Origin of the sequence: Paenibacillus jilunlii (assembly GCF_900102965.1) — a bacterium.
In the GTDB taxonomy this organism is placed as follows: domain Bacteria; phylum Bacillota; class Bacilli; order Paenibacillales; family Paenibacillaceae; genus Paenibacillus_AQ; species Paenibacillus_AQ jilunlii.
In genome coordinates this window covers 162,876-176,601 of the sequence record NZ_FNGM01000004.1, presented here as the reverse complement: position 1 = coordinate 176,601, position 13,726 = coordinate 162,876, and the positions used below count along the sequence as shown (strand labels likewise).

The window sequence follows — 13,726 nt, the reverse complement described above, 5'->3', positions numbered from 1 at the left end:
AACAATTGTCAGAAAATACTTCCAGTGCAATATGCTTTTCTTGATTGATGAGTTGGTTATATCTTGCTTGCTATAGACCAAATGGTATCATCGTACAAAATCAAAGTCAATATTACAGTCATTACTTTTTTATAATTATTATAAATAAGCAACTTTCTGTGAAGTTTTTTGTTTTTCTGCGTCAAAAGGAGAACCGCTGTGTTCCAGCTTAAGCTTTGCGGATCGCCGCCACAATGAGATCGCCCATCTCTGTTGTGCTGAGGGCCTTGCTCTTGTCTACAGCGATATCGCTCGTGCGGTGTCCGGCATCCAGCACTTCAGCCACAGCAGCTTCAATCGCAGCCGCAGCCGCCTCATAACCGAAGGTCATGCGGAACATCAGGGCAAGCGACAGAATGGTGGCGATTGGATTAGCCAGTCCCTGTCCGGCAATGTCAGGCGCGGAGCCGTGGACCGGCTCATAGAGGCCGTAGCTGCCTTCGCCGAGCGATGCCGAAGCCAGCATGCCGATCGAACCGGTCAGCATCGCAGCTTCATCACTGAGAATGTCCCCGAACATATTCTCGGTCACAATGACATCGAAGCTGGACGGACGGCGCAGCAATTGCATCGCGCAATTGTCCACCAGCACATGCTCCAGCTCTACCTGCGGATATTCGGGAGCAATTCTGTTCACAACCTCACGCCAGAGACGGGAGGTTTCCAGTACATTCGCTTTGTCGACGCTCGCCAGCTTATTGCGGCGTTTGCCGGCAATTTCAAAGGCCTGGCGCACAATGCGCTCTACTTCCGTTACATTATACACACATGTATCTACCGCTTCTTCGCCGAACTCGCCTTGGCGGCGGAGCTTATCTCCGAAATAAATGCCGCCTGTCAGCTCGCGCACCACCATGAGATCTGTGCCTTCCAGCACTTCCGGCTTCAGCGTCGAAGCATCCTTCAGACAGTCAAAAACAACGGCAGGCCGCAGGTTGGAGAACAGTCCCAGCGCTTTGCGGATGCCCAGCAGCCCGGTCTCCGGACGCAGCTCCTTGGGGTTGTTGTCCCATTTCGGCCCGCCGACCGCACCCAGCAGCACAGCATCGGCACTGCGGCAGATTTCCAGCGTATCCTCCGGAAGCGGCGTTCCCCGTTCATCAATGGCAATACCGCCAAACAGTGCCTGCTCGGTTTCAAAAGCATAGCCGAACAATTCCTCTGTTTTTTTCAATACTTTTAACGCTTCAGCCACAACTTCAGGTCCGATACCGTCCCCGGCGATTACGGCGATTTTTTTAACCTCGCTCATTTCCGTCACTCCTCTGATTATCTGCTTCTCGCAGACATAGTTCTTCTGTATATTGTTGTATCATAACCACGGCCAAAGGACAAAGATATAGATTCTATGAAAGCGATAGGTTAAGCCTATAACCAGATTTGCTCTTGTTTCTTAAGTTGATTACAATTAATTTGTATTTATTGATAAACGGCTTGTCCATTACATGTAGAGGAGTTGTTGTGGAGTGCAATACGCAAAGCTTGGCAAATCCGGTATGAAGGTCAGCCGTCTTTGTCTGGGAACGATGAATTTCGGTCCGATTACGGACGAGAAGGAAGCCTTCCGCATTATGGACGCTGCGCTTGATGCCGGAATCAACTTTTTTGATACCGCCAATGTATACGGCTGGGGAGAAAACTCCGGACTCACGGAAACGATTATCGGCCGCTGGTTCAAGCAGGGCGGCGGACGGCGGGAAAAGGTTGTGCTCGCCACCAAGGTCTACGGTGCCATGAGCGACAAGCTTGACGGTCCCAATGATGAAAGCGGTCTCTCCTCCTATATTATCCGGCGGCATCTGGAAGGCTCGCTGCAGCGTCTGCAGACGGATCACATCGAGCTGTACCAAATGCACCACGTAGACCGCAGCGTCTCCTGGGACGAGCTCTGGAGTGCCTTTGAACTTGCTGTGAGCCAGGGTAAAATCGGCTATGTCGGCTCCAGCAACTTCGCCGGCTGGGATATCGCTGTAGCCCAGCAGGAGGCCAAGGCCCGCGGATTCCTGGGGCTTGTATCCGAACAGCATAAATACAGCCTCACCTGCCGTCTGCCGGAGCTGGAGGTTCTGCCAGCGTCCCAGAGCCTTGGCTTGGGGATCATTCCGTGGAGCCCGCTCGACGGGGGACTGCTTGGCCGCAATGCGCTCAAGAAAATAGAGGGCAGCCGCAGCGGCGGGAATGCGGAGCGGGTCGAACAGTACAAGAGCCAGCTTGAGGCTTTTGCCGAACTGAGCCTTGAGCTTGGCGAACCGCAGGATAATATCGCCCTCGCCTGGCTGCTGGCGAATCCCGCAGTCACCGCGCCGATTATCGGCCCGCGCACGCTGGAGCAGTTCGAAAGCGCCCTGCGCAGCCTGGAAGTTCTACTGGATGAGTCCGTACTGAAGCGTCTGGATGAGATTTTTCCTGGTCCCGGCGGTGCAGCTCCACAGGCGTACGCCTGGTAGAATCAGCGCGATTAAAAAAGCTGTTGTACAAGGCAGTTTTATGCCAGGTACAACAGCTTTTTTTACATATCAGAAAGTATATATGGGGTCCCCCGCAAAGTACCTGATTCAGCTCCATGCAAAGGCCTCATATTGTGGGGGTACTTATATGCATCCGCTGGCTGTGACAGCACAGCCGGTTCGTTATACTGCTATATAATCGCTATTCTGCCGTATCTACCGTTACTGACCCATTGCTGGTGGACAAAGACACTTTGTGGGTTCCGCTGCCAAGTACGGCGGTTCCATGACCGTCGCTGCCGTCCCAGCTGACATTGCCCTTCAGCGAGCCGTTGCTGGTATCCCCGGTGATCGTCGCATCCGTAGCAGCCGGCAGACCAGCTATGATCTTGCCATTGCTGGAGGAGCATTTCCATTCGCCTGTGATCCCCGAGTTAATCGTAATCTTGCCGTTGCTGCTCTTGGCAAACAACGAACCGTCGATATTGCCCAGACTCATCTCACCGTTGGAACTGACCAGCTTCACTTCACCCTTCACATTCTGCGCAGTTATTGTTCCATTGCTGGTATGAGCATCCACGCCTCCGGCTACATCATGAATGTCCAGCCTGCCGTTGCTCGTATCCACTTCAATACCGGCCTGCAGATTGCCGGCTTCAATCGATCCGTCACTGGTTTCGACTTCTACTGCAAGATTGCTGGGAAGGCTGACATTTAAATAGGGATCTTTGAAATTGAACCCGATATGAATATTGGACAGCCAGCCCGAATTTCCCTCCAGCTTCATCGTCAAGGTGTCTCCTTCGGCAATAACGGTCCATTTCTGCGCCAATGCGCTGGAGGCCTCTTGTTCCGAGTCTCCTGGTAATTCCAGCTTCCCTTCATAGTCAAGCTTGCTGCCTTCCACTCCATTAAGCTTAATCTTGCCGTGTGGCAGCTCGATCTTCACATTTTTAATCCCTGGCTGCACCTCGGCCGTTCCATTCACTGGCACGAGCTGGGTATTGCCAAAGATTCCGCTGAGCGAGCCGCCAGCCAGCACTTTTTGGGCCCCGCTGGCAGCAACCAATAACACAATGAGGACTACAGCCCAACCGCTTATACGGGTTTTGGCATCGGATTTGATGAACATCCGCAGCAATGTCTCCAGCCCGAACAATATAAGCAGGGCAGGCCAGAGGTACCCCAACGCCTGGTAAGTTATCACATCAAATTGGGCCAATGCGATGATTACCCCCAAGATGATGCAGCCCAAGGCTGCGGTAAAACTGCCGATCTTCCATCTTGCCATTGTTATTTCCCCATTTCTCTATACTTTTGGATTTTTCTTCAGCATTCTCAGCCCGTAGCCGATCAGGCCCAGCGACAACAGGATGGATCCGATATTCATTTCGGTAAGCAAATCCCAGAGCCCCGGGAAGGTGGTGACGATCAGCAGCAGAATACCCGCAGCTACACAGCCGAAACCGATCCAGACCGGATTCACATCATCGTTCGGATAAGCCGGACTGGCGGGCATCCCCATACCCCAGGGCATCCCGTAGGCGTCCGGATGGAACATCATGCGTTCATGCTCTTCGGCGGATATTTTCATCCAGGCTGCTTTCTGAAGGGCATCAAATAATTGATAGAACCACAGCGCAGCCAGAGCGAACGGGAAGACCATTGGCATCGAGGGAATAAAGATAATACATAAGGATGCTCCAATCATATACTCAAGCCCCAATTTTTTAAAGCCTAAATACAGATGCCCGAGTCCCGGAACCATTGCCAGAAGAAAGGTGAGCCAACGTCTTTTTTTAATCATAAAATATCCTCCTATTTGAAGTTGCTGAATAGATCCGTTTATTTATTTACACTGTCAGGGTTAAGCCAGGCACTGACCGATGTGGACATATGCCCGTTTATCTCAGTAATGCCGTAAGCCATATCTTTGAACACCCCAAGCTGCAGCAGCAGGAAAGTCAGGCCGACCGCGACTCCATAGTGTACCCATGAGGTTCTGGGGGCTGTCCGGCGTCTTGCCATAGTTGCCCTAACCGACCGTTCCCGGCGTCCTGTCTCCAGCTGTTCAACTTGGGCCATGACATCAGCAGTGATATCTGGAATATCCAGAAAATCCAAAGGCTCCTGTCCGCTCTCCATTTCATTCCATAAAGCAGACATTTGCTTCGCTTCCTCCAGCCACTGAGCGCAATCGGGACAAGACTCGATGTGCAGACGGATTCTCAGCTCCGCTTCGGGAGACAGCAAGCCATCGATATAATGCGGCATCCATTCTTTTACTGTTGCACAATTCATCGCCATTCCTCCCCGTTTTTACGCATCATTTGTCTGGCCCTGTACAGTTGTGACTCTACCGTTTTGACTGAAATGCCTTTCTGCTCGGCAATCTCCTGATAAGAGTGTCGCTGAAAATAATACATCTGCACGACCGACCGGTACGGTTCTGTGAGATGGTTCAGATTCTCGCCCAGCTCCTCCGAAGCTTCCTTGCGGAGCAGCACTTGCTCTGGCGTCTGCGATGTCACCCAATCATTCTCTGTATAATCCGCCGTACTGCGGTGCCGCCACTCCCTGTCATTGGCCCGTTTCCAGTCCAGACAGGTCCGGTAAGCAATCCGGTACAGCCATGTGGAGAATGAAGATTGCCCTCTGAAGGAAGGGAGCGCCTTATAGGCTTTGATGAAGACCTCCTGAGCCATATCCTTGGCCGACTCAGCCTCACCTGTAATCTTGATGCATACCCGATATACCATGCCTTGATAACGTTCCACCAAATGCCCGAAGGCCTGATGCTGCCCGCTAAGCACGGCTGAAATCCATTCTGCCTCTTCCAGTATTCTCCCCTCCTTCAGCTACATAATATTAGACGCAGGACTTCTCTTTTCCCCTGCAAAGGATTTCAACTATTTTTCCGGGGAGGCAGAAGCCTCCCTATTTGAAGGAAATACTGTCTTCCTGTCGAAAATACATAACTAGCAAACCGTATATCCGTTTCTTAATTCCAACAGCCTTATTGTACCCGGAGTTCAACCTTCCTCCAAGCGGTTTGTCTGCAGCATGATAATCCTAAAAGAAGTGGTGGGATCGGAATGATACAAGCTCTGCTGGTGGATGATGAGCGGCTTGCCCTTATGAAATTAAAGCTGATGCTGGAAGAATTAACAACGGTAAATATCTTGGGCTCCTGCACGGACCCGGTCGAAGCCGTCAGCATCGCTACCCAGCTTCAGCCTGACGTTATTTTCCTGGATATAGATATGCCCGAAATGAATGGTGTGCAGGTTGCGGAAGCCATGCAAAGCCTGTATCCCGGCACCAGCATTGTGTTTGTGACCGCTTATAACAGCTATGCCGTGGAGGCTTTTGAGCTGTATGCCCTGGATTATGTGCTGAAGCCTGTCCGGCGTGACCGCCTGCTTAAGACCATCCACCGGCTGGAAGAACGAATCAGCAAGAAGGAAGGATCTGTCCATAAGCCTGAACAAGAGATCATGATCCGCAGCTTTCAGTCTTTGCGCTTTGAGCGTGCCGGCCAGCCGCTTCCTGCTATCCGCTGGCGCACCTCCAAAGCACAGGAATTATTCGCTTATTTGTTCCATAACCGCAACCGTTTTGTCAGCAAGGACAGCCTTATCGAGCTGCTGTGGCCGGATTTCAATCTGAAGCGGGCTTCAACTCACCTCTATACCACCATTTATCAGATCCGCCAAAGTCTGAAGCAGGCTGATATCGGGCTGCAAATCAGCAGCGCCAGCGGCGGGGAAGGTTATACTATGGAGACAGGCTCTCTGCTGGTCGACAGCTATGAATGGGAAAAGGGTATTCTCACTCTCGGGCCTATAGACGCGGAGAACTGCGAAAAGCATCAGCATCTCTTCTATTTCTACTCAGGTGACTATTTGAACGACTACGATTATTTATGGGCTGAGAGTGAGCGTCAGCGTCTTCGGACGATCTGGCTGCATCATGCCATGAGAATGGCTGAATTCTATGCTGCCAGGGGAAGAATTCCCGAAGCGGTAACGGTGTATCAGCGGGTGGTTCAGCTTCAGCCTTATTTTGAGCAGGGCCACTTGGGGCTGATGAAGGTGTATGACAGCATCGGAGAACGTTCGGCAATCGAGGAGCAGTATCAATATCTGGCAGACCTTCTGAAGCGTGAGCTGGACGTAGATATGCCCGATAACATTAAGACCTGGTATGAGGAATGGAAACAGCATAATTTCAAAAGCCTGTAGAGGCTGCCCGCAGCACTGAACAGTGAGGCCTGATCATTTAATTAGAATGCACTAAAAGACACCCTGGACTGATGCGCCCACGGGTGTCTTTGGAATGAATTTTAGTTAATGGTTACTTCGATTTTTTGTGGTTCTTGAACCTTCTGGACATGACGGCTCCCAGAATCATTAAGCCGCCGCCTGTCAAGTAAAGCGGTAATGGACTGTTTTCTCCGGTCTGCGGAAGTTGGCCAGGCAGCCCATTCCCCTCAGTGTCCGGTGTACCGGTTACAGTACCCTTCGGTACTTCATCTACACCTACTTCAATAGTTACTTCATCCTCATTGCCGTCTTGATCGGTAACGACAATTGTAAATTTGTCTTTACCGGTATAACCGGGATCAGGGGTATATGTCCATTTGCCATCCGGTGTAATCTTCACGGTACCATGTGCCGGCTCTTCACCGATGCCGGGAACCCCTCCCAATGGAATCTCCCCATCGATAGGAACATCCTCAACGGTGGTGAGTGCTGTGGGCTGCGGAGCAGCCGGTGTGCTGCTTACCGCTGGCGTCTGTACCGGTGAGGCAGCCGGCGTTGCCACTGGTGTCCCTGTTGGTGTTGCTGTAGGCGTTGGCGTCTCGGTTGCCGATGGTCCAGGGGTGACTACTGTTCCGGGCACCGATGAAGTCACTGGTGTCGGAGTTGAATAGTCGATCACTGGCGGCGTAGTCGGCGTTGGCGTTGCTGTCGGTGTTGCCGTTGCTGTCGGTGTTGCCGTTGCTGTCGGTGTTGCTGTCGGTGTTGCTGTTGGTGTTGCTGTCGGAGTTGGCGTCTCGGTTGGCTTCACAGTCGGTGTCGGCGTTGGCGATACAACCGGAGATGCCGTTGGCGACGCCGTCGGCGTTGCTGATGGTGTTGGTGTTGCTGCTTTTTGGTTATAAACTTTGAATTCTTCCACTATGGCTGTTGTGGAATCGAAAGTAACAGATTTTTTGCCCGAATCCAGAATATATCCGGAAGGTGCGCTGATTTCCTGCAGCAGATACTTACCCGGCCACAGGTTTTTAAATACAGCCTCTCCATTGGCATCTGTTGTAAGAGTATTAAAGAGCACTTCGCTTGAGCCTGACTTGCGGTACAGCGCAAAGGTTGCCCCGCTCAGCTTCGATTGATCCGCACCGTCAGCTTTGATAATTTTCAGTGCTTTTCTGGTGCCTGTGCCCACTCCATCCGCCGAAGACAGCGCAACTGTAATATCTTTGGTGCTAGTCTTCGTAATGGTTGTTGAATTCTTGCCGGTCAGCCCGACTTTGTTGGTTACCTTATCGTTATTGTTCGCTACAATCAGCGATTCGTACTCCAGAATATAAGCTTTTTCAATAGGTGCTTTGAATTTCAGCACAAACTGCTGTTTTCCGGTATCGGGGTCCGTAGTGATTGCCAGTTCATAATCTTTTCCATCAACCAATGGTGTTCCTGTTGTTGTTACATCTCCAGCAGGATTTACCGTAGTCGCATAGAGCTTGAAAGAATCCGATTGGAGGATTTGATTATCGCTGGGATCATCCGTGACCACCGCATCTTCGATATACGACTGGCTGTAGTTGATGTTGACGGTCCATTTGATCTTAGTATTGCTTTGGCTGCCGCTCTTCTGCACAAATTCATTAGCCTTGGGAATCGTCAGCGAAGCCGTAAGATCCTTCGATTCCTCCTTGCCTTCATTGTACAGCTTCGCAGTATTCGTAATTGTAGGACTGTCGACCAATTTTCCCTTTAGGCTTGTTTTGAAATGGATGATGTATCCAGATTCAATCTTCTTAGTGAACTTCACTTTAAGCAGCTTCGTGGTCTCGTTGTAAGAGACTGTATAATCCGTGTTAAGAGTGAGCTTGGCCGTTCCCTGACTGTAGTCGCCATTTTTGGCCACAATCAGATTGTAGATTTCTACAGACCCCGGAACATATACCTGCTTGCCTTCTATAGTATCGGTTACCTCGGCGCTGTTAAGCGGGTTGCGGTTATAATTGACCCCTATGGACCAGATAATTTCCTTGCCGGATGCATTATAGGAGCCGCTTTTGTAGCCGTTGGCTTTTTCTGCCGGTTGAGGATCAAAGGATGCGGTAACGGTTTTGGTGTTCACATCCGTGGAGCCCGGTTTGGTCCATTCCACTGCCGCCTGGTTCACAAACTTGGCATCCGTGGTCAACCAGTCGCTGCTGAGCCATTTATTATCAAAATAAGTTTCATAAGTAATGGTGTACGGTCCGGTAATCTGCGAATTAAACTTCACATCAAAACCGGTATCCGGTATTTCATTCTCAATCGAGAAGCCCGTGGTAATCACTGTATCGCCTTTCTTGACCACGATGCTGCCAGGGATGATTTTCAGCCCTTTGTTAGGGAAAATATCCTTGACGACTACATGATCCATCTGATAGCTGTCGGCATTGATGGTCACGGACCATTTTACTTTTTTGTTGGCATAGTCGATACCGCTGCTTGGCAGCGTTTTGGCAATAATCACCTGATTGATGCCGCGTGTGCCAGTTTCATAAGTGTCCCCGGAGTAAACGGTATTCGTGATGGTTGTATCCTTCTCAACACGGCCGATGGCCTGGGTCTTGTATTTGATTTTGTATGCACTGTTGATGTCACTGGTGAACTTCAGCTCAAAGCCGCTTTTCCCGCCAGGTGCAGCTGAAGGAGAGATCAGCGTATAATTGCCCGCAGGGGTGTCGCCTACTGTTCCTCCGGCATTCGTCAAAAAGTTAACCGGGAATACCTGCAGAGAACCTGCCACCAGCTTCTGTGTGTTGTCAAAATAATCCTTCAGCACAGCATCCGCCTGGGCAATCGGTATTTCATTGTAATTGTAATCAATCTCCCAAGTAGTGATCTGGGTATTAGGATCATATGCACTGGAGGTTTTCTTCAATGGTGTTCCATAGCCCACATTGACCGTTGCCGATGACTTCGATGCCGGCAGTCCGGTACCACTTAAAGAAGCTTCATTGGTAAAGCTTTTTTTCGCAAGATCTGTAATATCAGTAGTAAATTGAATACGGTATGCGCTCGTTATGGGAGATTGCTTGAAGGCTACCTTCAGATTTCCGGAAGGATCTGTCACAGTATACTGAGAAGCAGGGATTTCCGCTCCCTGTACCGCCGATCCGTCCAGCTTCACATTCAGCGCATACATTTTTACATCCAGCGGGTCCGTTAAAGCAAGGCCAGCCGGGAGGACATCCGTGACAGAGGCGCCATAGACACTCGACAGCACCTTGTTCACGTCGACCGCCCAAGTGATCTGCTTCGCATTCAGCCCGCCTGCATTGGTCCCCACAGGAGTACCGCTTTTCTGAAGGATTGAAGTATTATCAGGAATAAAATGAAGCGTTACAGTCTGGTTGCCTCCGTTAACCGGAAACACGATCTGCTGCTCAGTCGTTTCAGTAAAGCTGGCTTTATCAAATTTCGTTTTAATCGAGAAAGAGCCATGCACGCCAAAATATTTATCAATATCCTGGCCAAAGGTCATGATAACTTTATTGGGGTTACCCTTAAGCACATCAAAATGTCCCAAAGTAAGGCCGTCCGCCTGCAGCGGTGTCCCCATAATGTCGCTGGCCAGCACAAAGTGGTCCGGCAGCTCGAAACTGTAGGTATCCCCTTCCTGATAAGTATTATCCGGCAGCTCCCAATCATAAGTAAGCTTCACTTCTGCGCCCTGCTTGTAAACCACATCGGTTACGGGAACCCCGTTATCATACACGGCCATTGTCACGCTGGTGATGATATTATCCGTAATTTCCGCCGCATGTGCTTGTGTATTGAAGCCAAACCCGTAAGCAGTTTGTACTATGATTATAAGAACACTGAGTATGGCTGCTATTCTTTTTTTGAGCATCGTTACAGTAAACCTCCATTTCGATTCTAAAATTATGATTGTTTGGTTGGTTAAAAATTTTGCCCCGTCAATCCCCCATTCACTGATATGTATGTTGGCCTTCAATTACGTTTCTCCAGTGCATGTCTGATTGTATTCCCCCCTGTTGAACAATTTCTGAACAGATCTATCCCATTGGCCCTAATCCATAGCTTTTTTCGTAAATATGTCTTATAAAAGACAAAAAAAACGTGTAAATTCGCAAATTCGACAATATTTTTAGTAATTAAAATCACTGATTAATCGCTGATAAAAACCTTTGCAGACCTGCCGGACATGACAAAAAAGCTGCCCAAACCCTAGATTCCTCTACGGTCTGAACAGCTTAAATATGCGTAATGATTCAAATGTAAAAAGTTGCGGGAAAGGCTATCTTTGTATTAGCTCCGGTGGTTTTACAGGTTGGCGTGATCACGTCTGGTATAGGTTTTCCGTTTCTCCAGCAGTTTGTTCAGCGCGTTCAGATATGCTCTGGCGCTCGCCTCCAGAATATCGGTACTGAGCCCGCGGCCCTGCGCAGCAACCTCGCCCTGAGACAACACTACGTGAACCTCGCCCTGGGCGTCTTTGCCTCTGCTCACGGCCTTGATGGAATAATCGCCCAGCGTAACTTCCTCACGGGTCGCCTGATCAATGGCATTGTAGATAGCATCAACCGAGCCATTGCCTTCAGCAACCGCAACAATCGGCTGCGGCTCCGGCCCTTTAATCGTTATCTTCGCTGTTGGAGTGGCCTCATTGCCGTAAGTAACATAAATCGTCTGCAGGCTGAATACCTCTGGTGTATCGATCAGTTTTTCCTCCAGCAGCGCCAGAATGTCCTCATCAGATACTTCCTTTTTCTTATCGGCCAGATCCTTGAATTTGGCAAACGCAACGTTCAGCTCCTCCTCCAAAAGATCATAACCCAGATCGCTAAGCTTGTCGCGGAACGCATGGCGCCCGGAATGCTTGCCAAGCACCAGCTTGCTCTCTTTGAGCCCGATGGTTTCAGGTGTCATGATTTCGTAGGTGGTTTTCTCCTTCAGCATGCCGTCCTGGTGGATTCCGGACTCATGTGCAAAAGCGTTCGCCCCCACAATCGCCTTGTTGCCAGGGACGACCATGCCTGTCAGCTTGCTGACCAGGCGGCTGGTACGGGAGATTTCGGACAGCACCAGGGATGTCTTGGCATCAAAAAACTCGCTGCGTGTCTCCAGCGCCAATGCTACTTCTTCAATAGCGGTATTCCCCGCACGTTCGCCGATCCCGTTGATGGTACCTTCGATCTGGTCGGCACCATTCTGAATGGCAGCGAGCGTGTTCGCTGTAGCCATGCCCAAATCGTTATGACAGTGGGCGCTAAGCTGAACTTTCTCAATATCCGGCACGGTATCCTTAAGAAACTTGAAGATTGCACCATATTCTGATGGGTTCAGATAGCCTACAGTATCCGGAATATTGACTACATTTGCACCTTCCCGAATCGCCATTGCCACCATTTCAGCCATGAAGTCGCGTTCGGTGCGGCCGGCATCCTCAAGTGAGAATTCCAGCTTGGAGAAATATTTTTTGGCATAACGGATGGCTGCCTGTGCAGTCTCCAGCACCTGGGCCTTTTCCATACGCAGCTTATGCTGCCGGTGAATCGGTGAAGTCGCCAGGAACAGATGAATGCAGGGGTCTTGTGCCCCTTGAAGCGCTTCACGAACTGCATCAATGTCGCTTTCTCTGGAGCGGGAGAGGCCAATCAGAGTTACATTCTTCACAGCTCTCGCCACTGCATTCACTGCAGCCAGATCCCCTGGTGAAGCTGCAGGAAAGCCCGCCTCCATCCGGTCGATCCCCAGCTTCTCAAGCTGGTAGGCAATCTCTACCTTTTCCCGTGTATTGAGGTTCACCCCCGGCGACTGCTCCCCGTCACGCAGCGTCGTGTCGAATACATATATTTTCCGCAAAGCTGAGCACCTCCCCAACAAGATTGTGCTACAACCCTCAAATGCGGCCCGCAAAATACGGCCGCATCTGAGAATCACACTATAGTACGTTCATCATTGTAAGTATATGAGCCTATTTCTTAATCCAGTGCATCATTTCACGCAGCTGGCTGCCTACGACTTCAACCGGATGAGCGGCCTCATTGCGGCGGGTAGCAGTCAGGAATGCACGGCCGGATTGATTCTCAAGGATAAAGTCGCGGGCGAATTTACCTTGCTGGATATCGCTGAGCACTGCTTTCATTGCTTTTTTGGTTTCGTCAGTAATGATGCGTGGGCCTGTTACATAGTCACCGTACTCAGCAGTGTTGCTGATCGAATCGCGCATGGTAGCAAGTCCGCCTTCATACACAAGGTCTACAATCAGCTTCATTTCATGCAGACATTCGAAATATGCCATTTCAGGAGCATAACCTGCTTCAGTAAGCGTCTCGAAGCCGGCTTTGATCAGCGCGGATACGCCGCCGCACAGAACTGCCTGTTCACCGAACAGATCGGTTTCGGTTTCTTCACGGAACGAGGTTTCGATAACCCCTGCACGTGTACAGCCGATGCCCTTGGCATAAGCAAGGCCAATCGCCTGGGCATTGCCCGTTGCATTCTGTTCAATCGCGATCAGGCCGGGAACGCCGAAGCCTTCTACATAAGTGCGGCGAACCATGTGGCCCGGGGATTTCGGTGCTACCAGCAGCACATCCGCATCCTTAGGAGCCACGATTTGGCCGAAATGAACGTTGAAGCCGTGGGAGAACATTAACGCCGCGCCGTTTTTGAGGTTCGGTTCGATTTCATTTTTATAGACGGATGCCTGAGTTTCGTCTGGCATCAGAATTTGCACTACATCCGCACGGGATACTGCTTCAGCTACCGGCAGCACTTCAAAGCCGTCATTCTTGGCGGTTTCGAACGATTTGCCTTCGCGCAGGCCGATGACAACCTGAAGACCGCTGTCACGCAGGTTCTGTGCCTGGGCATGCCCTTGGCTGCCGTACCCGATTACTGCAATTGTCTTCCCTTTTAGTACACTAAGTTCTGCATCCTGTTCATAGTACGTTGTCACTGCCATTGTCAATATCCTCCTTTAAT

10 protein-coding genes are annotated in these 13,726 nt (G+C 50.5%); 2 read left to right on the top strand and 8 right to left on the bottom strand.

Going from position 1 to position 13,726, the window contains the following annotated elements:
* Nucleotides 1-208: 208 nt before the first annotated feature.
* Complete coding sequence (leuB, locus tag BLQ82_RS10210; protein ID WP_062523939.1) at nucleotides 209-1,291, bottom strand: 3-isopropylmalate dehydrogenase; 1,083 nt, start codon at nucleotides 1,289-1,291, stop codon at nucleotides 209-211.
* A 214-nt stretch (nucleotides 1,292-1,505) separates the two neighbouring features.
* Between leuB and BLQ82_RS10205 the strand changes: the two genes are divergently transcribed.
* Nucleotides 1,506-2,486, top strand: coding sequence for an aldo/keto reductase (locus BLQ82_RS10205; protein WP_062523938.1), 981 nt, complete (start codon nucleotides 1,506-1,508; stop codon nucleotides 2,484-2,486).
* 202 nt (nucleotides 2,487-2,688) lie between these two features.
* Here the strand turns inward: BLQ82_RS10205 and BLQ82_RS10200 are convergent, their stop codons facing one another.
* From BLQ82_RS10200 to BLQ82_RS10185, 4 genes are read right to left on the bottom strand one after another with little or no spacing between them, the layout of a single operon-like run.
* Nucleotides 2,689-3,777, bottom strand: a complete 1,089-nt coding sequence (locus BLQ82_RS10200; RefSeq protein WP_062523937.1) for a DUF4097 family beta strand repeat-containing protein — start codon at nucleotides 3,775-3,777, stop codon at nucleotides 2,689-2,691.
* An 18-nt stretch (nucleotides 3,778-3,795) separates the two neighbouring features.
* Entirely contained in the window at nucleotides 3,796-4,293 is a 498-nt protein-coding gene (locus BLQ82_RS10195) for a hypothetical protein (protein WP_062523936.1), read from the bottom strand.
* A gap of 38 nt (nucleotides 4,294-4,331) precedes the next feature.
* Nucleotides 4,332-4,787 carry an anti-sigma factor family protein gene (locus BLQ82_RS10190; RefSeq protein WP_062523935.1) on the bottom strand — a complete coding sequence of 152 codons (456 nt, stop codon included), beginning with the start codon at nucleotides 4,785-4,787 and terminating at the stop codon, nucleotides 4,332-4,334.
* Complete coding sequence (locus BLQ82_RS10185; protein ID WP_280140361.1) at nucleotides 4,784-5,308, bottom strand: RNA polymerase sigma factor; 525 nt, start codon at nucleotides 5,306-5,308, stop codon at nucleotides 4,784-4,786. Before BLQ82_RS10185 ends, BLQ82_RS10190 begins: the two co-directional genes overlap by 4 nt.
* A 273-nt stretch (nucleotides 5,309-5,581) precedes the next feature.
* Here BLQ82_RS10185 and BLQ82_RS10180 point away from each other — a divergent pair, with 273 nt between their 5' ends.
* Nucleotides 5,582-6,730: a response regulator gene (locus tag BLQ82_RS10180; protein ID WP_062523933.1), complete on the top strand. Its 1,149-nt coding sequence runs from the start codon at nucleotides 5,582-5,584 to the stop codon at nucleotides 6,728-6,730.
* 112 nt (nucleotides 6,731-6,842) lie between these two features.
* On the opposite strand, the gene BLQ82_RS10175 is transcribed toward BLQ82_RS10180, so the two are convergent.
* The 3 genes from BLQ82_RS10175 to ilvC all read right to left on the bottom strand — a co-directional run bounded on the left by BLQ82_RS10175 (nucleotide 6,843) and on the right by ilvC (nucleotide 13,706).
* Nucleotides 6,843-10,625, bottom strand: a complete 3,783-nt coding sequence (locus BLQ82_RS10175) for a collagen binding domain-containing protein (RefSeq protein WP_074648136.1) — start codon at nucleotides 10,623-10,625, stop codon at nucleotides 6,843-6,845.
* 434 nt (nucleotides 10,626-11,059) lie between these two features.
* On the bottom strand, nucleotides 11,060-12,601 hold the full coding sequence (locus BLQ82_RS10170) for a 2-isopropylmalate synthase (RefSeq protein ID WP_062523931.1): 1,542 nt from the start codon (nucleotides 12,599-12,601) through the stop codon (nucleotides 11,060-11,062).
* 112 nt (nucleotides 12,602-12,713) lie between these two features.
* A complete protein-coding gene (ilvC, locus tag BLQ82_RS10165) occupies nucleotides 12,714-13,706 on the bottom strand; it encodes a ketol-acid reductoisomerase (protein ID WP_020427387.1) in 993 nt (330 codons plus the stop codon).
* Between the last annotated feature and the right edge of the window lie 20 nt (nucleotides 13,707-13,726).

Coding starts and splice junctions, on each gene's coding strand:
- leuB (WP_062523939.1), bottom strand. CDS start 1,291: ATGAGCGAGGTTAAAAAAATCGCCGTAATCGCCGGGGACGGTATCGGA.
- BLQ82_RS10200 (WP_062523937.1), bottom strand. CDS start 3,777: ATGGCAAGATGGAAGATCGGCAGTTTTACCGCAGCCTTGGGCTGCATC.
- BLQ82_RS10195 (WP_062523936.1), bottom strand. CDS start 4,293: ATGATTAAAAAAAGACGTTGGCTCACCTTTCTTCTGGCAATGGTTCCG.
- BLQ82_RS10190 (WP_062523935.1), bottom strand. CDS start 4,787: ATGAATTGTGCAACAGTAAAAGAATGGATGCCGCATTATATCGATGGC.
- BLQ82_RS10180 (WP_062523933.1), top strand. CDS start 5,582: ATGATACAAGCTCTGCTGGTGGATGATGAGCGGCTTGCCCTTATGAAA.
- BLQ82_RS10175 (WP_074648136.1), bottom strand. CDS start 10,625: ATGCTCAAAAAAAGAATAGCAGCCATACTCAGTGTTCTTATAATCATA.
- ilvC (WP_020427387.1), bottom strand. CDS start 13,706: ATGGCAGTGACAACGTACTATGAACAGGATGCAGAACTTAGTGTACTA.